The sequence below is a fragment of the Pedobacter aquatilis genome (assembly GCF_030409415.1).
Taxonomy (GTDB): domain Bacteria; phylum Bacteroidota; class Bacteroidia; order Sphingobacteriales; family Sphingobacteriaceae; genus Pedobacter; species Pedobacter aquatilis.
In genome coordinates this window covers 37,855-61,249 of the sequence record NZ_JAUFPW010000001.1, presented here as the reverse complement: position 1 = coordinate 61,249, position 23,395 = coordinate 37,855, and the positions used below count along the sequence as shown (strand labels likewise).

Here is a 23,395-nt window from a genome sequence, read left to right as displayed (position 1 = left end):
GTTAATTTGAGTTTAAAGATATATAAATGAGGCCGCCGCGAGGTACCGAGCCGAATAAGTTCTTAAAAGAGATGTCAATGTAGCGCAAGCGGGGTAATGAAGTACGGATTCAAGTACAGAGTACCGAAGCTTGATTTTAAAGTCAATGTCTCAACAGACATAATTAAAAAAGAAGACTATTTTTAACAATAGTTAAAACTGGTCAGAATCAAATAACATTTTACAATGGAGAGTTTGATCCTGGCTCAGGATGAACGCTAGCGGCAGGCCTAATACATGCAAGTCGAACGATACTTTCCAGCTTGCTGGAAAGGAAAGTGGCGCACGGGTGCGTAACGCGTATGCAACCTACCTTAATCAGGGGGATAGCCCGAAGAAATTCGGATTAACACCGCATAAAAACACAGAGTAGCATTACTCAATGTTCAAATATTTATAGGATTAAGATGGGCATGCGTGTCATTAGCTAGTTGGCGGGGTAACGGCCCACCAAGGCGACGATGACTAGGGGATCTGAGAGGATGACCCCCCACACTGGTACTGAGACACGGACCAGACTCCTACGGGAGGCAGCAGTAAGGAATATTGGTCAATGGAGGCAACTCTGAACCAGCCATGCCGCGTGCAGGAAGACTGCCCTATGGGTTGTAAACTGCTTTTATCCGGGAATAAACCTTTCTACGTGTAGAGAGCTGAATGTACCGGAAGAATAAGGATCGGCTAACTCCGTGCCAGCAGCCGCGGTAATACGGAGGATCCAAGCGTTATCCGGATTTATTGGGTTTAAAGGGTGCGTAGGCGGCAGTTTAAGTCAGAGGTGAAAGACGGTAGCTCAACTATCGCAGTGCCTTTGATACTGAATTGCTTGAATGAACTAGAGGTAGGCGGAATGAGACAAGTAGCGGTGAAATGCATAGATATGTCTCAGAACACCGATTGCGAAGGCAGCTTACTATGGTTTTATTGACGCTGAGGCACGAAAGCGTGGGGATCAAACAGGATTAGATACCCTGGTAGTCCACGCCCTAAACGATGAATACTCGCTGTTAGCGATATACAGTTAGCGGCTAAGCGAAAGCGTTAAGTATTCCACCTGGGGAGTACGCTCGCAAGAGTGAAACTCAAAGGAATTGACGGGGGCCCGCACAAGCGGAGGAGCATGTGGTTTAATTCGATGATACGCGAGGAACCTTACCCGGGCTTGAAAGTTAGTGAATTATTCAGAGATGAATAAGTGAGCAATCACACGAAACTAGGTGCTGCATGGCTGTCGTCAGCTCGTGCCGTGAGGTGTTGGGTTAAGTCCCGCAACGAGCGCAACCCCTATGTTTAGTTGCCAGCATGTAATGATGGGGACTCTAAACAGACTGCCTGTGCAAACAGAGAGGAAGGAGGGGACGACGTCAAGTCATCATGGCCCTTACGTCCGGGGCTACACACGTGCTACAATGGATGGTACAGAGGGCAGCTAGCCAGCAATGGTATGCGAATCTCATAAAGCCATTCACAGTTCGGATTGGGGTCTGCAACTCGACCCCATGAAGTTGGATTCGCTAGTAATCGCGTATCAGCAATGACGCGGTGAATACGTTCCCGGGCCTTGTACACACCGCCCGTCAAGCCATGGAAGTTGGGGGTACCTAAAGTATGTAACCGTAAGGAGCGTCCTAGGGTAAAACCGATAACTGGGGCTAAGTCGTAACAAGGTAGCCGTACCGGAAGGTGCGGCTGGAATACCTCCTTTCTGGAGCAGAGTTGACTACTCGCTGCGCAACATGATACTCTAATTAAGTTATTGGTTATAAGTTATAGGTTATACGTTTAAGAGACGCAACAGCCAAACAACAAACCAACCGTATAACCAAGACATTAAAAAAGAAACACCCAAAAGATTAAGCATTTAGTTGCACTAACAAATCTTTGAGAGGCGAGATTGAAATTGAATTACGATTTAAGATTGACGAATTACGATTGAAGCGGCAACGGAAGAAAATCGTACATCTAAAATCAGCAATCTAAAATCAAAAAGTCCCGTAGCTCAGCCTGGTTAGAGCACTACACTGATAATGTAGGGGTCTCCAGTTCAAATCTGGACGGGACTACAATAATCAAATCCTTTGGGGGATTAGCTCAGCTGGCTAGAGCGCCTGCCTTGCACGCAGGAGGTCAACGGTTCGACTCCGTTATTCTCCACCATTAAGGTTGAGGGTTAAAAGGTAGAAGGCTTAAGGTCACTATCAACCACAACAAAAACAAAGACTACCGGGATAGGTAAGCTTACATTGACATAATTAAGAAAGATAAATAAGAAACGCCGCAGGGGCACTTAGGAACGGTTCGAGGCCGTAGTTTTTTACTAATAAGGTTAAGCTAGAGGCTTAGGCGCAGGGCAATGAAACCCTCCACCTTTATACCCTTTACCTTGAACCTTAGTAAAGTTCTTTGACATATTGGAAGAAGTTAAAAAAGAAGAGCAAACAACAATAGGCGACTGTTGTGTTTGTGCTCACTTAACAAAGCGCAAGCCGAGATTAAGTATGAGACATCATAACAAGAGCAAAAAAAGCATACCATGCGGCGCAAAAGGCGCATGCGTAGAAGAAAGTAAGAAAGAGTACACGGGGGATGCCTTGGCTCTCAGAGGCGATGAAGGACGTGATAAGCTGCGATAAGCTTCGGGTATTTGCAAATAGGAATTAATCCGAAGATTTCCGAATGGGGCAACCCGGCATGTTGAAGACATGTCACATATAATGAGCAAACCTGCCGAACTGAAACATCTAAGTAAGCAGAGGAAGAGAAAATAATAATGATTTCCTGAGTAGTGGCGAGCGAAAGGGAAAGAGCCCAAACCTACTTTGTTACGGCAAAGTGGGGGTTGTAGGACTACGATGTGGTATTAACAAACAGAAGTGGAATGGGATGGGAAGCCCAGCGATACACGGTGATAGCCCGGTACACGTATAGAATGTTAGCCTAGTAGTATCCTGAGTACCGCGAGGTCGGAGACGCCTTGTGGGAATCTGCCGGCACCATCCGGTAAGGCTAAATACTCCTGAGAGACCGATAGTGAACCAGTACCGTGAGGGAAAGGTGAAAAGAACCCCGAACAGGGGAGTGAAATAGAACCTGAAACCGTGTACTTACAAGCGGTCGGAGCGTACAAGTTGCGTGACGGCGTGCCTTTTGCATAATGAGCCTACGAGTTACTCTTCTCTGGCAAGGTTAAGTGTTTAAGACACGGATCCGAAGCGAAAGCGAGTCTGAATAGGGCGTATAGTCAGAGGAGGTAGACGCGAAACCTTGTGATCTACCCATGGACAGGTTGAAGGTGCGGTAACACGTACTGGAGGACCGAACCGATAAACGTTGAAAAGTTTCCGGATGATCTGTGGGTAGGGGTGAAAGGCTAATCAAACTGGGAAATAGCTCGTACTCCCCGAAATGTTTTTAGGAACAGCGTGGATATTAAGTTTCATAGAGGTAGAGCTACTGATTGGGTGCGGGGGAGTCAAATCCTACCAAATCCAGACAAACTCCGAATGCTATGAAATATGATCTGCAGTGAGGCGCGGGGTGCTAAGGTCACGCGCCGAGAGGGAAAGAACCCAGACCATCAGCTAAGGTCCCCAAGTGTACGCTAAGTTGAACTAACGAGGTCCGATTGCACAGACAGCTAGGATGTTGGCTTGGAAGCAGCCATTCATTTAAAGAGTGCGTAACAGCTCACTAGTCGAGCGATCGGGCATGGATAATAAACGGGCATTAAGTGTATCACCGAAGCTATGGGATTGAAATATATCGGTAGGGGAGCATTCTATATGCAGCGAAGGTATCTGGTAATGGGTGCTGGAGCGTATAGAAAAGCAAATGTAGGCATAAGTAACGATAAGGCGGGCGAGAAACCCGCCCACCGAAAGGATAAGGTTTCCTGATCAACGCTAATCGGATCAGGGTTAGTCGGGACCTAAGGAGAACCCGAAGGGGATATTCGATGGACAACTGGTTAATATTCCAGTACTTTTTATAACTGCGATGTGGGGACGGAGTAGTGACACTGCCGCGAACTGACGGAATAGTTCGTTAAAGGTTGTAGGTATTAGAATGGTAGGCAAATCCGCCAATCTAGCTGAAAACCAATAGTACCGCGAGTCTTCGGATGAGTGGATAGAGCAGGTAAACAGACTTCCAAGAAAAACCGCTAAGCTTCAGGTTATAAAAACCCGTACCGCAAACCGACACAGGTATCCGGGAAGAGGATTCTAAGGTGCTCGAGTGAATCATGGCTAAGGAACTCGGCAAAATGGCCCTGTAACTTCGGGAGAAGGGGCGCTTGCAGTAATGTAAGCCGCAGTGAAAAGGCCCAGGCGACTGTTTAACAAAAACACATGGCTTTGCAAAATCGAAAGATGAAGTATAAGGCCTGACACCTGCCCGGTGCTGGAAGGTTAAGAGGGGATGTCATCGTAAGAGAAGCATTGAATCGAAGCCCCAGTAAACGGCGGCCGTAACTATAACGGTCCTAAGGTAGCGAAATTCCTTGTCGGGTAAGTTCCGACCTGCACGAATGGTGTAACGATCTGGGCGCTGTCTCAGCCATGAGCTCGGTGAAATTGTGGTCCCGGTGAAGACGCCGGGTACCCGCAACGGGACGGAAAGACCCCATGCACCTTCACTACAATTTAACATTGACATTGGGTACAGGATGTGTAGGATAGGTGGGAGACTATGAAGCGGCGTCGCCAGGCGTCGTGGAGTCAACGTTGAAATACCACCCTTTCTGTATTCGGTGTCTAACTCCGCTAAGCGGAGGACATTGTTTGATGGGTAGTTTGACTGGGGTGGTCGCCTCCAAAAAGGTAACGGAGGCTTTCAAAGGTAAGCTCAATACGCTTGGTAACCGTATGAGGAGTGCAATAGCATAAGCTTGCTTGACTGTGAGACCTACAAGTCGATCAGGGTCGAAAGACGGATATAGTGATCCGGTGGTTCTGCATGGAAGGGCCATCGCTCAAAGGATAAAAGGTACGCTGGGGATAACAGGCTGATCTCCCCCAAGAGCTCATATCGACGGGGAGGTTTGGCACCTCGATGTCGGCTCGTCACATCCTGGGGCTGGAGAAGGTCCCAAGGGTTCGGCTGTTCGCCGATTAAAGTGGCACGCGAGCTGGGTTCAGAACGTCGCGAGACAGTTCGGTCCCTATCTGTTGTGGGCGTAGGAATTTTGAGTGGGGCTGACCTTAGTACGAGAGGACCGGGTTGGACTAGCCTCTAGTGAATCTGTTGTTCCGCCAGGGGCATTGCAGAGTAGCTACGCTGGGAATAGATAAGCGCTGAAAGCATCTAAGTGCGAAACTAGCCACGAGATGAGAATTCCATATAGGACCGTAGAAGATGACTACGTTGATAGGTTACAGATGTAAAGCTGGTGACAGCATAGTCGAGTAATACTAATCATCCGAAGCTTTCAAAGCAAACAGACTGTTGTTTGTTCTTCAAAACTTAACTTCTTTCAATAATATGTCATTTAAGTTGTGGGTTATAAGTTATAGGTGGTACGTTTTAAGACGTATAACTTAAAACATAAAACTTAACACTTATATAAAAACATTTAGGTGCCTATATCGGTGGTGTCCACCTCTTCCCATTCCGAACAGAGAAGTTAAGCCCACCAGAGCCGATGGTACTGCGGTAACACGTGGGAGAGTAGGTCGGTGCCAAATCTTAAAAGAAGAGCCTTGTAACAACTGTTGCAAGGCTTTCTTTGTTTATACACTTTTTTGGAGCATAAGAGCAAGGAACAAAGAGCAAGGAGTAAGGATGAAGGAACAAGGAACAAGGATGAAGGAGCAAAGACTAAAGAGCAAGGCGGCTAAAATCGAAAGCCTCAGTTCATTTTCCGGGACTGAACTGGATAGGAATGAAACAATACCCTATTTGAGCAGTTGTTCAACTAAACAACTAAACAACTAAACAACTAAACAACTAAACAATTCAATTTTCTGCGGATTGAAATGGGGAACGCTGATTTGTGCTAGGTTTAAAATACTGACATTGAAAGTTAAACCTGATGGGCGTGGAAATCTTTTTCGGCTTTCCAAACAATTAAAATATCTTCTTCCAGTCACCGAAAAGATTGAAACTACAGCAGGGCTACATTTGCCATTATAGATGATGTTGGTTTGTTAAAAGAATACATTCTATTGTTAAAATATGCTAAAAATTTTAAGGACAAGGCAATAAAACCGTATTATTGTAATATTGCGTAGGTATAATTTGATGAAAATGAAATTGAAAAGGTTAGGAATTCTTTTAGTAATATTTGCTGCCAATGTTGTTGCTTCTGCACAAGACAAAAATATAGAATTGCCTAAAAATTGGTTCAATTTAGATTTATTGGAAAATGGTTATTTTGGTATCAGTACTGAAAAAGCTTATCGAGAAATTCTGACGCTGAAAAAACCTAAGCAAAAGGTTGTTGTGGCAGTTATTGATGGCGGCATAGAAACTAACCATGAAGATCTAAAAGATGTAATTTGGACTAACTCAAAAGAAATTCCAGGTAATGGCATTGATGATGATGGCAATGGCTATATAGATGACATACATGGGTGGAATTTCATAGGTTCAAAAAATGGTAATTTGGAATACGATAATCTTGAATTGGTTAGACTTTTAAGGATTTACACTCCTAAATATCAATCTACCACTAACCTAACACCCTTAGATAGTACCCAAAAAGAAGAATTTAAATTGTACAAAAAAATGGTTGGCGATTTTGGTAAGAAATATGAAGATGCCAGCAATACTTTTTCAGTTCTTATTGCCATTAATAAGGTACTTGATTCTGCCGCTAAAGTAAACAATAAGCAAATTCCAACATTAGATGATATTGAAAGATATAACCCTGATGATGAAATAGAAGAACAGGTTAAAAAAATCATCAGAAAAGGTGCGAAGGAGGATGGTAGTTTTGAGAAATTCTACAAGAGTATTAAGGATGGATATAAGCAATATGATGCGATGTTGAAATATAACCTCAATCCTAAATATGATATGAGAGCAACTTTGGTTGGCGATAATTATTCAGATTCGGAACAAAAAAATTACGGCAATAAAGATGTTAAAGGACCTGATGCACACCATGGAACTCATGTTGCAGGTATAATAGCTGCAAATCGTATAAATGCACTTGGGATAATGGGCGTTGCGAATAATGTAAGCATTATGGCAATTAGAGTTGTCCCTACCGGAGATGAGCGGGATAAAGATGTAGCAAATGGAATTAGATATGCAGTTGATAATGGCGCAAAGGTAATTAATATGAGCTTTGGTAAAAGCTACAGTTGGGATAAAAAAGTTGTTGATGAAGCCGTAAAATACGCGGAAAGCAAGGGTGTTCTTTTGGTACATGCGGCCGGAAATGATAATCAGAACAATGACATTGAAGAAAATTACCCTAACAAATATTTTGAGGGTAAGGAAGCTGCTGAATATAAAGCAGCTCATAAAAAACCAGCATTAGCAGATTTTACACCCCCAAAGCCCAATATGCAAAATAATGGTATGGGCATGAGGCCGCCTATTAGCAACAGTGCATTTAATAAACCAATTCCATTGGATTCGGCGAAATTTAAACTTCCACATGCTTCAAACTGGATAGAAGTTGGTGCAAGTGCTTATAAGGATGATGATAATTTAAAAGCAGATTTTTCTAACTATGGCAAGTACAATGTTGATGTATTTGCACCGGGTTTCTTAATTAATTCTACAGTTCCAGATGGTAAATATGAGGAATTGGATGGTACAAGTATGGCATCTCCTGTTGTTTCAGGATTGGCAGCACTGATTTTGAGCTATTATCCAGATTTATTACCATCACAGGTAAGGGAAATAATTATGAAATCGGTAACCAAAGTTACACGTAAAGTAAAATATAAAAATGAAAAAGGTGAGAATGTGAGAGTACCTTTTAGCGATATTTGTGTAAGCGGCGGCATAGTTAATGCCTACAATGCATTGAAATTAGCAGAAAGTTATAAATAGTTTTTTAGCTATTTTATAGTTTGAATGAAATCTTTAAATGTGCCGAATGGATACTTTTTAACTTTCATCCAGCGAATCAAATTTTCCATTCTACTAACCATTTTATCGCCGGTGTTTTTTACAACGTAGCCGGGAAAACCAAATCTTTCAAAATCATCTAAATCGGTAAATTCCCATGGGTGGAAATAGATATTCAGATAATTGTCTTTTTTGTAAGTCCAGCGGGCTAATAATTTATAAATAGACAATGGGAGGTTATGAAATGACAGCCAAAATAATGGAAATCTTATTAATGGACTAACCGAGGCAGGGATTTGCAATACATTTTCTTTAGTAAAAAATGTGCGGGAAATGCTAAAGTTATTGTACCTACCCGGTAAATAAGTTGGATTTATTGATGTGTTGTAAGCATAACCTGCTTTTTCAATTTCCTTTTCATCCACAGGCATCATTCGTGCCATTCTGTAGCCGACTATTTCTTGCCCAGAAAGTGCTTCTAATTTGATTTTCGATTGGAGCAAATGTTCAGGTTTAAAATCTGAATGATAATAACCGTGTGACGCCAACTCATGACCGCTATCAGTAATTCTTTTAATGATATCGGGAATATTCTCCGCAAAGGTTACGGTACAAAAAAAGGTCGCCTTAACATCGTATTTATCTAAAATGTCTAAAATCTTTAAAGTTCCTGCTTTCGAAATTGCAATTTGATCAGCAAATGAGATTTCCCGATTGTATTCATAAGGCATGTCAAACTCTTCAATATCAAAACTTAAAAGTACCATTATTTTACAGGAATATTTGTTGAACGGATGATATAATTTGGACGGTTCTTGCTCTGCATAAACATTTTACCCACGTAAATACCAATTATGCCTAAAATTATTAATTGCAAACCACCAAAAAATACAATTGTCATAATTACCGAAGCCCAGCCAGAAACTTCAACATCATTTGCAAAGGCATAAATAATATATGGGATGTATAATACTGAAGCAAACGATAATGTAAAGCCCAAATAAACCGCAGAATACAAAGGTTTAATACTAAAAGAAGTTACGCCATGTAGCGCCAACCTCAACATTTTTTTTAGGGTGTACTTACTTTGTCCGGAAAAACGAGCTGCCGGATTATATTTGATTGCAAATTGCTTAAAGCCCAACCATTTTACCAAGCCTCTTAAAAAAGGTTCATTTTCATGGAAATTTCGGAATACATTTACAACTTTTTGATCTAGTAAACGGAAATCGGCTGCGCCAGATTCTAATTCAATATCAGATAGCCAGTTTAAAGTCTTGTAAAATAAACTCGATGAACTCCGTTTACCTTTGGAAAGTGTTTTATCTTCTTCGCGAATGGTATAAACAACTTCAAAGCCTTCTTCCCACTTTTTAAGCATTTCTGGTATAAGTTCTGGTGGATGTTGCATGTCGCAATCCATAGAAATTACACAGTCTCCATATGCATAATCCATCCCAGCCTTTACAGCAAGCTGATGGCCGAAGTTTCTAGAAAATTCAAGAAAAAAAATATTATCAAGTTGTAACGCGTATTCTTTTATTTTTTCGATTGTATTATCGGCACTGCCATCATCAACTAAAATAATTTCATAATTGTAATTAATTGATGCAAAAACCTGTTTAATGCTTTCTGCAATTACAAAAATATTGTCGGCTTCGTTGTAAGCAGGAATTACTATAGAAACTAATTTATTCATTTATTGGCAGTAGGGTAAGCGTCAAAGTCTTCTACCATCATTTGATAGATTATGGTTAACCAAATAATTATGCAAGGTAAAGCTTTAAGCGAATATAGGCGAATGAATTCTTTAACCGAATGCGGAAAAATATCAGTAGGAGATAAGCTTGTTAAAATAAAAGTAAAAATAAATAGTGCAATTATCCAGTTTTGTTTTGGTTTTTGTTGCGTAACGAACCACACTGCAACACCTGCAAATGCGATAATATAAGTTGGCGATTCAGATCCACTGCTAAATATAACCGTGAAAATTAATGTAGAAGCTAAGAGCAGTAGCTGAAATGATAAAAACTTATATTGTTTTAATCTTGTATAAGGTAATGCAAAAAGTAAAATTCCACCTAATAAAAATGGGGCATTTTCTAATTTTACATTTCCCGAAATTCTTCGAGCCATACCCATTACAGAAATATCTTGAAATGAAGTTAATGATGCATTAATATCATTTTTATGTACCAATGAATTATACCAGTCAGAATAGCTTTGTATGATGAAATTAGGTGAGGAAATCACCATTGGTAGTATAAACAATACCGCCAGGGCAATTATGCCTCCTCCTATAAATTTTATTTTATTCTTACTGAAAAAGAAAAATGCCAAGCCTACAATTCCATAAAGCTTAATTAATGTTCCTATTGCGATGAAAAATGCTGATTGTATTTCCTTCTGCCTTATTGTGTAAGAAAAACTCAGTAAAATTAATCCGGTTAAGGCAATATTAAACTGAAAGCTGAATAGTGCTGTTAGCGTTTCATGTGCACAAATCCAGGCAATTATTTTTCTTTTATCAATAGATATTGGCAAACTAAAAATCCCATAGAGTAACAAAACTACGTTGGCCATGTTCCACAAAACGGCACCTATTGCATCAGGAAATAAAGCGAATGGAGCTACAAAAATTGAAAACAGCGGTCCGTAATGATTGCTATCTAAATATTCAGGATATTCTGAGTATAGATTTTTATTTTCTACAGTATGGATATATACGTATTTATAAATCTGATAATTGTTGTACGTATTATGGTTATACTGCTTAATACCCGAAATAACAGCAAGAAGCAAATAAATGATTATTATAAATCGTTTATTCATCAAAATGGATTTCAGCTTATTTGGAAAGGTTAACCTCAGATTCATGCCATGATTAGAACTGCAAATATAGGCATTTATATTTTTTTGAAAACTGAATTGCCTTGCGGAACTTAATATTCTGATTAAGAATATAATACATCATTCTACTCAAAATTAGAATAAAAATGTATGATTACTTATACCAGTTGTTTTTTTTGTGCTTAATGATTTGGAAGTGATAAATGTTATAATTAATATTGCTTTGTAACATCCTTATTACTTTTTTAACCAATGATTAACTTTCCTGAATTACTTAGAAAAGGGAAAACTTTTTCTACTTCTAAGCAAGGTATTATATTTTATATATGGCTTGCAATTGCATTATTCTTTGCAATAAATTCACTCATAACACATCGATTTAATAACTATCTAATATTTGAGAATACTTTTAGGAATTTGTTTGCTGAGCAATCTTTTTATGCTCAGTATCCGCAATTTCATGATGATGTAAATCATTATGGCCCAGTGTTTTCTTTGTTTATTGCGCCATTTGCAATGTTGCCAAATTGGTTAGGTTTAATACTTTGGAACGTATTTAATTGTGTGATTCTGTTTTATGCTTTGCAAACACTGCCCATAAAGTCTGATAAACGCGTAATAATTGGCTATATCGCAATTCCTTGCCTTATCGAATCCATGTTAAACCAACAATTTAATGCTACTGCAGCAGCATTTATTATTTTAAGTTTTACCAGGTTAAATAATAGTAAAGGTTTATGGTCATCTATGCTGATTATTTTAGGCACTTTTATTAAGCTTTATGGTGTAATGGGTTTAGCATTTTTCTTTTTTGTGAAAAATAAACCTCGCTTCATTTTGTATTCTGCATTATGGGCGGTGGTATTTTTTACTTTACCAATGTTTTTCTCATCGCCGCTAACTATTTTCGAATCTTATCAGGAATGGTTTATTACATTGGCTGAGAAGAATCTAACGAATACAACTCAAGGCTCTGTGCCTATTTCAATCATTGGTTTCTTTAGATCACTTATTTACGATTATGATATTCCTAACCTGGCATTTTTAATGCCTGGAGCTTTCATTTTTCTAATCCCATTCGTTAAATGGTCATCTTTTAAGGGAAAAACATTTCGATTATTAATTCTATCATCAGCATTGCTGTTTCCTGTATTATTTAGTACAAGTTCAGAAGATTGTACTTACGTAATTTCAATTATTGGCGTTGGCTTATGGTTTATGTATGAAAAGGATAGTCAAATAAAGAGGGTTTTATTACCAACGCTTTTAGTTTTATGCTGCAACTTTCCATTGCTATTATTCCCGCACTGGGCGCATAAGCATCCTTTATCATTAGCTATACTAAGTTTACCATTCTTTATTGTTTGGTTGCGAATAATTTATCTGGCTTGGGCTTATCAATCGGAAGTAGAAGAAGAACATACTTTGGAGGTTTCTAACTTCAACATTTCATAAAAATAATTGGAGGTTTCAGTTTATTATAAATATCCGAAACCAAAATTGATTCTTTTCGTTATGGTTAAATGAAAATTTGCTATGAATAAAAAGATATTAATTGTAGATGATGATAGTGAATTACAAGCCGTATTTCCCTTATTGTTCGAAAACAGGAATTTTGAGTTAAAGGGTGTATTAAATATTACTGATGTAGAATTTGTAATAGAAGAATTTAAACCCGATTTAATTTTACTTGATATTTGGATTGGCGACATAGATGGAAGAATAGTTTGCAACTATTTAAAAAGTCATGAAAAAACCGCCAATATTCCAATTATTTTAATTTCGGCAAATTTGATAGATATTGATGATGCGAATTGCCGACCAGATGCCATTGTGCAGAAACCATTTGAAATAGGATATCTGCTAGAAATTATGGACGAATTGATGATTTAAAAAAGAAAGCCTTGAAAAATAAATTTCAAGGCTTTCACATTTATATTTAGAGGGAAGAACTTAAAATCCTAAGCCAACTGTAAAAGCTCTGGCTGAGGTTGAAACTGTTCCTAAAGCGGTTGCTGCTCCCGTAGTTAGGTTAACAGTATAAACTCTTTGAGTTGTACCAACTGTAAATAAACCATATGCAATACCAGAAGTTGAGCCAATATCAAAACCATTTGCAGCCTCGACATTAATTCCAAGTGCGCCAACATCTACCAATGTACCAGCATTTGGTGGATCTTGTTTATACAATCTATCGCCAGTAGAATCTATGTTATAAAGCACAGTTGACGCAGCAGCAGCAACATTATTTGTATAAGCTGAGCCTGTAACTGCGGCAGTCGAAAGTGATATGCTACCATCAACAATCACGGTTCCATCGGCAGGGTTAAAACGTAAATTCTGTCCGGTGTTACTTACAATTCTAATTCTATCAACAGATGGATTAAAATCAAAACCAAATTGAGTGCCAGCCAAAAGGGTAGTTAAAGGATTAGCATTTACAGCAGCAGCAACACCTGATGAAGCATTAATCGTGTAAATTCTGCTGGTGCTACCTAGTGCAAATATTTGTCCGTTAATTGGGCGCATATCAATGCCTAAAATGGTTTCTCCAGTTTGAATTCCGGTAATTGGTTTTGTAATAATTGTTGGTGTAGTAGATAAATGATTAAATATCAATAGTTCATTAGCTGATGAAATTGCATAAGCTACAGGTTCAGTTGGAATTGCTAAACCAGTGATTTGTTGACTAAAATTACCAACTTTTGAAGCTTTTCCTGAGTTGATATCGATAATAAATAGTGATGAAGTCCCGGCAACTGACATTGCAGCCAAAGCAGATGTTCCATCAGGATTAATATCAAAACCACTTGCATCTTCTACATCGTAACCTAAGCTACCAACTTCAACAAGTTTCCCATCATTTGGTGGGTCTTGTTTATGAAGCTTATCGTTGGCTACATCAATATCAAAAAGTACGGTAGTTGTAGCGCCTGCCTTATTTTGTGTATAAGCTGCTGCAGTAACTCTGGCATTTGTTACGCCGTTAATTGTGCCATCGGTTGCGGCTACAGTTCCAGTTTCTGGGTTTAAACGCAAGTTTTGACCGCTTGAAGTTACAAGTCTAATCCTATCAACTGTTGGGTTAAAATCAAAAGCAACAGAAGTTCCGCTTAAGGCTGGTGTAAACGGAGCTGCAGAAATTGATCTTGCAATACCGGTTTTTTGGTCAATAACGTATAACCTGCTTGTACTACCAATTCCATATAATTGGCCTGTTGCCGGTCTGAAATCGATTCCAAGTATGGTTTCTCCGGTTTGTAAGCCAGAAATGCTTACCTGAGAGGTAACTGCTGATGGTGTTTTTGCATTTATAAGCAACAGTTTACTATCTGCAGTTAATGCATAGAAATTTACGTCTGGTCCAGGAGTTAAAGGGTCGTTAAAGTTTCTATCTTTTTTGCAGGATGATAATGTTAAAGATAGTGATACTACACATAGTACCGCTAAAAGTATTTGTTTAATTTTAAGCATTGTATTTAAGTTTATTTTAAGGAATTGTTTAATTATTCGAAAAAATAAACTGCTTTTGGAGGCTGTTTAGGCACAATGGAATAAATTATTGGAAGAACGATATTGTAATTTGAAAAGGAAATTTTAATTCTTTTTAAAAAAATAACACATCTCGACTGATTCAGTATAAATTCAGTCGTTTTTAAACTTCCAGTTTCTTTTTTTTCCTCGCTGGATGTTTCAATTTTTTCTTTTTCTAAATCTTCTTTTGGTAAAGATTTTATTGTATTGCAAATAACAGGCACAATTACTTTAGCACTTACAGAAAGTAATGTGAAGAATGATAGAAAAAATAAAAGGTAAATTTTTTTCATTGTAAGCTTTGCCTGAAACTCGTTTCTGGTACTTACTTACGAACTCTACAACTATTTGGTTTTTATTTATTAATAAATTTTCAATTCGTTTCTACCAGGATTGTTACCAAGAAAATAAAATAATCTTAAACATTTAGAGGTTTGATAAGTTAATGTATTAAAACAATTGGCAAAACTATGGCAACTTTACAAACTTCAAATTCAGATAACCACTCAACAAAGATTCAAAGCTCAAATTCTGTAGTTATAACAGATAACTCATTGGAAACACAACATAATCGTGAATTATTTCTACGCTTTTTATTGGAAAATATTGAGCAGGATTCAGAAGAATAGATAATTCTTCAATAATAATTTCTCAATATAATTAAAGATATTTGGCTGCTCTATCAACCTTAATTTGCAATATTTTATTGAAATATTGCTTGCCCTGAAATAATGCTTTTGATGAAATTATTCGTGTTTAATAGAACATGAATACACATTTGTGCCCTTATTTTTGCCTTTTGCATACATTCATGCAAGTTTTCTCAAACGTTTGCGCAGCATTAATTTTAATGCGGTTACTTCACCTCAGTAATTTTCTAACCATTCCTAAAAACTTATATGTATTCCATACATAATATTTAGTTATTCCACTTTTTACAATAGGCAGACAATTACAGGCCTTTTAAAATAGCTGTGTTAATAGGGCTTTACGCAATAATCTTATCAAACGTTTGCGTTTAGTTTTCATATTCAACATTACTTTCTTCCTCTTACCTTGGTCAAAACAGTTAAGGCTAACCACACAAACAAAACTTCTATTATGAATAAATTTTATCCGATAAGGGAGTGAAAGTTAAAGGCAATTCCCAAAAATTACTAAGCATCAAATACCAAGTTGATGCAAAAAACTAACTAACCAAGCTTAAAAAAATGAAAAAATTACTCCTACTTTTTGCGCTACTAAGCTCAGTACTTAGTATATATGCACAGGAATTAACTATTACTGGCACAGTCAAAGATTCAAAGGGCGACCCAATTCCTAACATTAATGTTAATGAGCAGGGCAAAAATCTTAATGTACAAACCAATGGTGATGGAATTTATAAAATCACCGCTTCCAGAAATTCGACTTTAATTTTCAGGGGCATAGGTTATACCACACAAAGCATAAAAGTTACCACTAATACGTTAAATGTTTCTCTTGTAGAAAGCACAACAGATTTAGATGCCGTAACTGTTGTTGGTTATTCGGCTAAGAAGAAATCAGAACTCAGCAGTGCGGTATCAGTTGTTTCCGGAGAAAAGCTAAATGATGTAACATCTGTAAACTTAGCAACGTTAATTCAAGGTAAAGTTCCAGGCGTTGTCGCATCAACTGCTTCAGGCGATCCTACATCAGGTGCGAGCATTGTAATTAGAGGTGCAGGAACGATAAATGCCAGTACTGGTCCGTTATATGTAGTTGATGGAAATATTGGCGGTTCTTATAACCCTGCTGATGTTGAAACGATTACCGTATTACGCGATGCAGCTGCAACGGGTTTGTATGGCTCAAGAGCCGCAAATGGTGTTATTATCGTAACAACAAAAAAAGGTAAAAATGGCGAAACTAAATTTAATTTAAGTTCTGTTGTTGGTTTTGCTAATCCAACCATGGGCAATTTTAGCCTGATGAATGCCCAGGAACTTTTTAATTATCAAAGCACATTTTTTACGCCTGCAGCTGGTGTTTTAAATAATGATACCGATTGGTGGGATTTAGGTTTCAGAACAGGAATGATTAATAACCACACATTAACGGCAAGTGGTGGTTCAGAAAAAACTCAGTTTTACTTATCCGGTAATTATTATAAAGAAGAGGGAACCCAAATTTATAACGATAAAACACAATATAGTTTAAGGGCAAACATTATTTCACAATTAACAAAACGCCTTAAACTTACTGCACTTTTAAATGGATTGTACATTAATGATAATTACAATTCTGCAGGTTCGGTTTATCAATCTTATTTAAATTTACCTTATGATGCAGCTTACAATGCTGATGGAACACCTGTAGATTCAAGATATGGAACTTGGTATGGTAGAGATAGATCTAATTTTCTGCACTCCTTGCAATACAATTATTCAAAAGCAAGAAGTTATAGAACTACCGCCGATTTGAATTTAGATTATACTTTGTTGGATAATTTAACAATCTCTACTTATAACAGAGCTAACATTTTTAATCTACGTAGTAATTCATATTATGATAAACGGACTAAAGATGGTGCTGTAAATAATGGAAGTGCTTATGTAAGTAATTCATTTTCTTCTACGCTTTTATCATCAAACAGAATAAGATATAACGTAAACTTTGGTAAGCACAACATTAGTGCATTGGCGGTTGGCGAGATTGAAAAGGGTTATTCTGATTCAAATAGTGCAAATGCTAAAGGGCTTCCGGCCGGAAGAGATGCTTTTAGTACCGCAACTGATATCATCAGCAATCCATCTGGCGGCTATGATAATTATCAATTTATTAAATATTTAGGTCAGCTAGATTATAGCCTTGCTGATAAATACTTTGCAGTTGCATCAGTAGTTAACGAATATTCATCACGTTTTGGTAGCAATAACCCAGATGCAACATTTTACCAGTTAGGTGCTTCATGGATTATATCTAATGAAAAGTTTATGGAAAACATTAAGCCAATAAGCTTTTTAAAACTTAGAGGTAGTTATGGTACAACTGGTAATGCAGATGGAATTGGATATTATGCATCAATGGGTTTGTATAACATTAATTCTGGTGCAAGTTACGCAGGTTTGCCTGGTGCTGCACCAAGTCAGATGGCAAATCCAAATTTAACCTGGGAGAAATCAAAATCTGCAAATATTGGATTAGAAATTGGTTTATTTAAGAGAATTGATATCAGTATTGATGCTTATCAGAAAAAGAATTCTTCGTTACTTTTCTTTAGAGAATTACCAGCTACAACAGGCTACAGCGGCGTTTACGAAAATGTTGGTGTAATTAGAAACAGAGGTTTGGAGCTATCCATCAATTCAAAAAATATTGTAGGAAAAGACTTTACCTGGGAAACCAATTTCAATATTGCAATGAATAGAAATAAGGTTTTGGAAGTAAATCAAGGTCGTTCTGAAGTTTATGCTGGTGCAACACAGCCAATCGGTGTTGGGCATAATATGGATGAATGGTTTATGCCGGTTTGGGCTGGTGTAAATCCAGCTGATGGAAGACCTTTGTGGCAAAATGCAATATCTGATGCAGATGGAAACAGTTACGTGCTTTATACAAATACGTATAACCTTGCATCAAGAGTTTATACCGGTAAAACTGCTGCACCTAAATTTACAGGCGGTTTAACCAACACCTTTGCTTACAAAAATTTCACGTTAAGTACATTCTTTAATTTTGTTCAGGGTAACTATGTTTATAACACAAGTCGTTTTTATTTTGATAATGATGGTTTATACGAAAGTTATAACCAAATGAATTTGGCAAAAGGATGGTCTAGATGGGAAAAACCTGGTGACATTGCAACACACCCAAAACCAGTGTTCGGTCGTTCTGATGCTTCAAACCAAACTTCAACAAGATATTTGGAAGATGGAAGTTATTTACGACTTCGTAACGCTACGTTAGGCTACAACTTGCCAGATGCATTAATGAAAAAAATCAAATTTCAATCTGCAAGAATTTTTGTAAGTGGAGATAACTTGTGGACGCTTACTAAATTTTCTGGTACTGACCCCGAAGTTGATCTTGCATCAGGAGATTCAAGTATCAAATACCCAACAAGCCGCAAATTTATGTTTGGCTTAAATGTTTCATTCTAATTCTTAAATCGTTAAAATCATGAAAAAGAATACGATAATTTTCGCAGCCATTTTAACTACGGTTTTAGGCACTTCATCTTGCAGAAAAGAATATTTTCCATCAACACAAATCGACGAAAACTCCGCCCTAACTAACGCAGGAGATATTGAAACCGCAACCATTGGTACTTATGCATTGTTTAAAGATTTAAACTATGTTAGAAGCGGTCATTTTTTAACAGAATATCCTTCTGATGAAATTGCTCAAGGACAAAATTCATCAGATGACCTTTCCAATTTGTATAAATACACGCACCTAATCAACTCTTCGCATGCCTCATTATTTTGGAGTCAATCTTACAAAGCTGCAGGTGCCGCAAATAAAATTATCGAAAAAATAGACGATAATGCCACTGCAGATCTTAGGCAATTAAAGGGAGAAAATCTTTACATAAGAGCCATGATGCATTTCAATTTGGTTCGGGTTTTTGGCCGACCTTTTAGTCAGAATGCAGGAGATAATGCGGGTATTCCAATTTTAAAAGAGGGTTTAACTGAAGAACAAAAGTTAACCTTACCTCGCAGCAAAGTTTCGGCTGTTTACGAATTTGTAATTGCAGATTTAATTAAGGCTGCAAGTTTAATGTCTGTTGCCAAAACTAATCCTTTTGCATCTAAAGAAGTGGCTTATGCATTATTATCAAGAGTTTATCTTTATCAGGAAAATAACCAAAAAGCTATCGATTACGCAAATTTGGTTATCAATTCTGGTCGTTATGCGCTGTTGCAAGGTTCAGAATATCAAACGTATTTCAGGGCTGCGCCGGAAGGCAACAAGGAAACCATTTTCTGTACCAGGCACATTAAAACAGAGGATAGAGGTTATTCTGCAATCGGTTCGATGTATTACAGTGGCGATGCAAATGGTGTAGCACAAAACCAGGCATTCAGCGGTTGGGGCGAAATATATGCATCTAAAAAGTACTATGATTTCTTATCGCTTAACCCTGCTGATAGAAGACTAAGCTTTATCTCTAGCTATAGAGTAAATGGTGTGGTGCAAAATAATACTAAGGTTACTCCTAACACGCCAATGCACTATATTAATAAGTATAATTTACAAGAGGGTATTGTTAATTTAAGTTCGCCAGTTTATTTAAGGTTAGCAGAAATGTATTTAAACCGTGCTGAGGCTAATGCTAAATTGGGCAATGCACAACTTGCACTTGATGATGTAAATATTATCCGTACAAGAGCGGGCATTACTACACACACAATCGCTTCGGTTGCAGCTTCCGCTAAAAGTATTCTTGATGTAGTATTAGAAGAAAGATGGCTGGAACATGCTTTCGAAGGTCAACGTGCTTACGATTTATTTAGAAACGGACGTCCGATGGTTAGGAATTATCCTGGTACACAAGCAGTAAATGGTAATGTTAATCAAACGGTTACCGCTTTTGATAATCGCGTTGTATCATTTATTCCGCTAACGGAGATAAATAAAAATCCTGCATTAACTCAAAATCCTTAACCTCTTTTTTATGAAAAAGTTAAATTTTAATAAAATGCTGAGGATTTATGGACCATTGATGTTACTTTTCTGTACACTAACTGTATTGGCTTGTAAGAAAAAAGATATTATTGAAAAGCCAAAAACAGAAACTGTACCTGAAACTATCGATGGTATTTTAGTTCCATTTGGAGGAAATGCATTTATTCAAACCAAAGCCGCAGCAGAAACAATTGAAAAAACTGGTTTAACAGGCTGGACAAGTGATAAAACCATTAGCGTGGTTTATTTTAGAGTTCAACAAGCCGGAGAATTAAAATTAGGCCTGAAACTTAAAGTTGCAGGTGGAACCAGTCAATTTAACGTAACTGCAAACGGCGTAACGAATAAAGTGACGGCATCAAACAGCGAGCTTAAAAATGTTTACGTTGGAAAAATTAATGTAGCCAAAGAAGGTTATGTAAAAGTAGAAATTCAGGGCATATCAAAAACCGGAAGTAGTTTTGCAGAGATTTCAGACTTAGTTGTTGGCGGTACAACTGCTGCAAATTTAATTTTCGCTAATGATCCCGAAAATTACTACTGGTCGCGTAGAGGCCCATCTGTTCACCTGGGTTATACTTTGCCGGCGTCAACAAATGCCGAATGGTTCTACAATGAACTAACTGTTCCTGTTGGCGAAGATTCGCCAGGTTCTTATTTCATGGCAAATGGTTTTGGACAAGGCTATTTTGGAATTCAAAGCAGAGCTAACGATAGATGGGTATTATTCTCGGTTTGGGACCCAAGTACCGGAATTACTGAAGCGACATCTCAAGGCCAAGGTGTAACTGTACAACGCTTTGGCGGCGAAGGTACAGGCGGCCAAAGCTATGTTGTTTACAACTGGAAAGCCGGGGTAACCTATAAATTTTTGACTCAGGCAAAGCCTGATGGTGCCGGAAATACGCTTTATTCAGCTTGGTTTTTCGAGCCGGAAGCCAATAGCTGGCGTTTTATGTGTACATGGAAAAGACCATTGACCGACACCTATTTAACTGGTTTACATTCGTTTTTAGAGAATTTCTATGATTATAACGGATACATGGGTAGAAAAATGTTAACCAATAATCAATGGATTTGTACTAATGATGGCGTTTGGATTGAACTTAAAGCAGCTAAGCTAACGGGTGATGCTACTGTTACCAACAAGCAAAGAATGGATTATGCAGGTGGTATTGATAATGGAACATTTTACTTAAAAAACGGTGGCTTCTTTGATCAATACATTCCAGTAAACCAAAACTTTACCAGAACAACAAATGGCATCAAGCCAGAAATTAATTTTAATAACCTTCCTAAAAAATAATATCAAGATGAAAAAGATTGTATTAAGCCTTTTAATAGGCATCGCTTTGCTAACTGCATCCTGCGATAAGGCAGAAAGCATTTTGTTTGAAGATAAATCTACAGCCATCAAAGCTGATAAAACAACCTGGACAGCAACCGCAGATAGCGAAACCCCAGATGGTTATGAAAATACAGGTAAAGCATCAGCCTTGCTTGATAATAATATTGCAACCTATTGGCATACTGATTACACGGTAACGAATCCAGATTATCCGCATTGGGTACTTTTAGATATGAAAAAAGAAAGTAAATTAGTTGCTGTAGTGGTTACCAACAGGCAGGCGGCAACACCAAACAGATCGGGAATGAAAAAGTTTAATTTAGAAGGCAGTACAAATGGAACAACTTTTACCAGCCTTGGAACGTTCAATTTTGCAATCACTAACGATCCGCAAACTTTCCCGGTATCCTCGGCTAATGCTTACCGTTATATTAAATTAACTGCTACTGAAAGTCAGACAGGAACCACTAAACATACTTTTTTAGCGGAAATTGATGTGTTTACAGTAAAATAATAATCACCTATAAAATAAAAGAATAATGGAACGTAGAGCGTTTATTAAAAACAGTACAATTACTGCAGCAGGAATTACAATTTTACCTGGCGGAACACTTTTTGCAAAATCTGACAATACCAAGGTTAGACTTGGTTACATTGGTGTAGGTGCAAGAGGTATGAGTCATATTTCTGAAGGTACATTAAGAGATGATGTGGAAATTGTAGCCATTTGCGATACACAGGAAAGCTCACTTAAAATTTGCCGTGCTTTTATTGCTAAAAAAGGCAGGCCTGCTGCCACAGAATATACAGGCGGGGCTGATGCTTACAAAAAACTTTTAGATAGAAAGGATATCGATGCAGTAATTATTGCAACACCTTGGCAGTTTCATAAAGACCAAGCCATTGATGCAATGAAATCAGGTAAATATGTGGGCTGCGAGGTTATTGCAGGCTTAACTGTTCAAGATCATTGGGATATTGTAAATACCTCTGAAAAAACAGGTATGCCATATATGACTTTAGAAAATGTTTGCTACCGCAGAGATGTTATGGCAGCTTTGAATATGGTTAGGCAAGGCGTTTTTGGCGAACTGATTCACTTAGAAGGCGGTTATCAGCATAACTTAAGAAATGTACTTTTTAACGATGGAAAATCTTATTACGGTAATGGTGTTGAATATGGTCCGAAAGCATTGAGTGAAGCACAATGGAGAACGCAATTCAATATAGACCAAGATGGAGATCTGTACCCAACGCATGGTGTTGGTCCGATTATGCAGTATGTGGATATAAACAGAGGTAATCGCTTTACAAATCTGGTCTCGTTTAGTTCAAAAGCCAGAGGTTTAGCCGCTTACGTTGAAGATATGTCGCCAGGTCATCCAAACGCAAAAATAAATTATAAAAATGGTGATGTAACCACAACGCTATTAAATTGCGCAAACGGTGAAACTGTTTTATTAAGTCATGATACGCATTTGCCACGCCCATATTCTATCGGATTTAGGGTTCAGGGAACGGATGGAATTTGGATGGATGTAAACAAATCAATCTATATCGAAAAAAATTCCAAGGGCAATGATAAATGGGAGCCAGTTAAAGAATGGTTTGAAAAATACGATCATCCACTTTGGAAAAAATACGAAAAGGAAGCCGTTGGTGCAGGGCATGGTGGTATGGATTGGTTTGTTTTTAATGGATTTATTCAGGCAGTAAAACAGAAAAAACAAACACCGATTGATGTTTACGATTCAGTTACCATGAGTGTAATTGTACCGCTTTCTACTAAATCTTTAAAAGAAGGAAATATGCCACAAAAATTCCCTGATTTTACTAAAGGTAAATGGAAGGAGCGAAAAAATACATTTGCATTAGATGATAGTGGCTTTTAGTAAAATGTTGTATAATTAGTCTGGCATTTTATATTGCCGTTATGAACTTGAG

Annotated in this window: 14 protein-coding genes, 2 tRNA genes and 3 rRNA genes; 14 read left to right on the top strand and 5 right to left on the bottom strand. The window is 37.8% G+C overall.

The features are described from left to right. Positions 1-222: 222 nt before the first annotated feature. The 6 genes from QWY86_RS00255 (at position 223) to QWY86_RS00230 (ending at position 8,046) form a co-directional block, all read left to right on the top strand. A 16S ribosomal RNA gene (locus QWY86_RS00255) occupies positions 223-1,744 on the top strand. Positions 1,745-2,027: 283 nt separating this feature from the next. Continuing rightward, positions 2,028-2,102 (top strand) — tRNA-Ile (locus tag QWY86_RS00250). A 17-nt stretch (positions 2,103-2,119) separates the two neighbouring features. Beyond that, positions 2,120-2,196, top strand: a tRNA-Ala gene (locus QWY86_RS00245). Between the two features lie 402 nt (positions 2,197-2,598). Next, positions 2,599-5,473 (top strand): 23S ribosomal RNA (locus tag QWY86_RS00240). Between the two features lie 138 nt (positions 5,474-5,611). Further along, positions 5,612-5,723: ribosomal RNA gene (gene rrf, locus QWY86_RS00235) — 5S ribosomal RNA — on the top strand. The 16S, 23S and 5S rRNA genes sit together here with 2 tRNA genes alongside, the layout of an rRNA operon. Before the next feature lie 562 nt (positions 5,724-6,285). Continuing rightward, entirely contained in the window at positions 6,286-8,046 is a 1,761-nt protein-coding gene (locus QWY86_RS00230) for a S8 family peptidase (RefSeq protein WP_290237393.1), read from the top strand. An 8-nt stretch (positions 8,047-8,054) separates the two neighbouring features. On the opposite strand, the gene QWY86_RS00225 is transcribed toward QWY86_RS00230, so the two are convergent. The 3 genes from QWY86_RS00225 to QWY86_RS00215 are packed head-to-tail and all read right to left on the bottom strand — an operon-like array spanning position 8,055 to position 10,896. Continuing rightward, positions 8,055-8,831: a polysaccharide deacetylase family protein gene (locus QWY86_RS00225; RefSeq protein ID WP_290237391.1), complete on the bottom strand. Its 777-nt coding sequence runs from the start codon at positions 8,829-8,831 to the stop codon at positions 8,055-8,057. Beyond that, positions 8,831-9,763 carry a glycosyltransferase family 2 protein gene (locus QWY86_RS00220; RefSeq protein ID WP_290237390.1) on the bottom strand — a complete coding sequence of 311 codons (933 nt, stop codon included), beginning with the start codon at positions 9,761-9,763 and terminating at the stop codon, positions 8,831-8,833. The genes QWY86_RS00225 and QWY86_RS00220 overlap by 1 nt, the downstream gene beginning before the upstream one ends. Then, on the bottom strand, positions 9,760-10,896 hold the full coding sequence (locus tag QWY86_RS00215) for a glycosyltransferase family 87 protein (RefSeq protein ID WP_290237388.1): 1,137 nt from the start codon (positions 10,894-10,896) through the stop codon (positions 9,760-9,762). Before QWY86_RS00215 ends, QWY86_RS00220 begins: the two co-directional genes overlap by 4 nt. Before the next feature lie 270 nt (positions 10,897-11,166). Between QWY86_RS00215 and QWY86_RS00210 the strand changes: the two genes are divergently transcribed. Continuing rightward, positions 11,167-12,369: a glycosyltransferase family 87 protein gene (locus QWY86_RS00210; RefSeq protein WP_290237386.1), complete on the top strand. Its 1,203-nt coding sequence runs from the start codon at positions 11,167-11,169 to the stop codon at positions 12,367-12,369. Between the two features lie 81 nt (positions 12,370-12,450). Beyond that, the gene (locus tag QWY86_RS00205; protein WP_290237384.1) at positions 12,451-12,807 is read left to right on the top strand and encodes a response regulator; all 357 of its coding nucleotides are present in this window, start codon (positions 12,451-12,453) and stop codon (positions 12,805-12,807) included. Between the two features lie 60 nt (positions 12,808-12,867). Here QWY86_RS00205 and QWY86_RS00200 read toward each other — a convergent pair whose 3' ends face one another. Beyond that, the gene (locus QWY86_RS00200; RefSeq protein ID WP_290237382.1) at positions 12,868-14,388 is read right to left on the bottom strand and encodes a DUF4394 domain-containing protein; all 1,521 of its coding nucleotides are present in this window, start codon (positions 14,386-14,388) and stop codon (positions 12,868-12,870) included. A 32-nt stretch (positions 14,389-14,420) separates the two neighbouring features. Continuing rightward, positions 14,421-14,741 (bottom strand): hypothetical protein, encoded by a 321-nt coding sequence (locus QWY86_RS00195; protein ID WP_290237380.1) that lies wholly within the window; start codon positions 14,739-14,741, stop codon positions 14,421-14,423. 177 nt (positions 14,742-14,918) lie between these two features. Between QWY86_RS00195 and QWY86_RS00190 the strand changes: the two genes are divergently transcribed. From QWY86_RS00190 to QWY86_RS00165, 6 genes are all read left to right on the top strand, one after another. Then, the gene (locus tag QWY86_RS00190) at positions 14,919-15,077 is read left to right on the top strand and encodes a hypothetical protein (RefSeq protein ID WP_290237378.1); all 159 of its coding nucleotides are present in this window, start codon (positions 14,919-14,921) and stop codon (positions 15,075-15,077) included. Positions 15,078-15,659: 582 nt separating this feature from the next. Then, a complete protein-coding gene (locus QWY86_RS00185; RefSeq protein WP_290237376.1) occupies positions 15,660-18,572 on the top strand; it encodes a SusC/RagA family TonB-linked outer membrane protein in 2,913 nt (970 codons plus the stop codon). Positions 18,573-18,591: 19 nt separating this feature from the next. After that, positions 18,592-20,082: a RagB/SusD family nutrient uptake outer membrane protein gene (locus QWY86_RS00180; RefSeq protein ID WP_290237374.1), complete on the top strand. Its 1,491-nt coding sequence runs from the start codon at positions 18,592-18,594 to the stop codon at positions 20,080-20,082. 10 nt (positions 20,083-20,092) lie between these two features. Continuing rightward, the gene (locus QWY86_RS00175) at positions 20,093-21,409 is read left to right on the top strand and encodes a DUF3472 domain-containing protein (protein WP_290237372.1); all 1,317 of its coding nucleotides are present in this window, start codon (positions 20,093-20,095) and stop codon (positions 21,407-21,409) included. Between the two features lie 7 nt (positions 21,410-21,416). Then, entirely contained in the window at positions 21,417-21,965 is a 549-nt protein-coding gene (locus tag QWY86_RS00170; RefSeq protein ID WP_290237369.1) for a discoidin domain-containing protein, read from the top strand. Positions 21,966-21,990: 25 nt separating this feature from the next. After that, the gene (locus tag QWY86_RS00165; RefSeq protein WP_290237367.1) at positions 21,991-23,343 is read left to right on the top strand and encodes a Gfo/Idh/MocA family protein; all 1,353 of its coding nucleotides are present in this window, start codon (positions 21,991-21,993) and stop codon (positions 23,341-23,343) included. Positions 23,344-23,395: the final 52 nt, after the last annotated feature.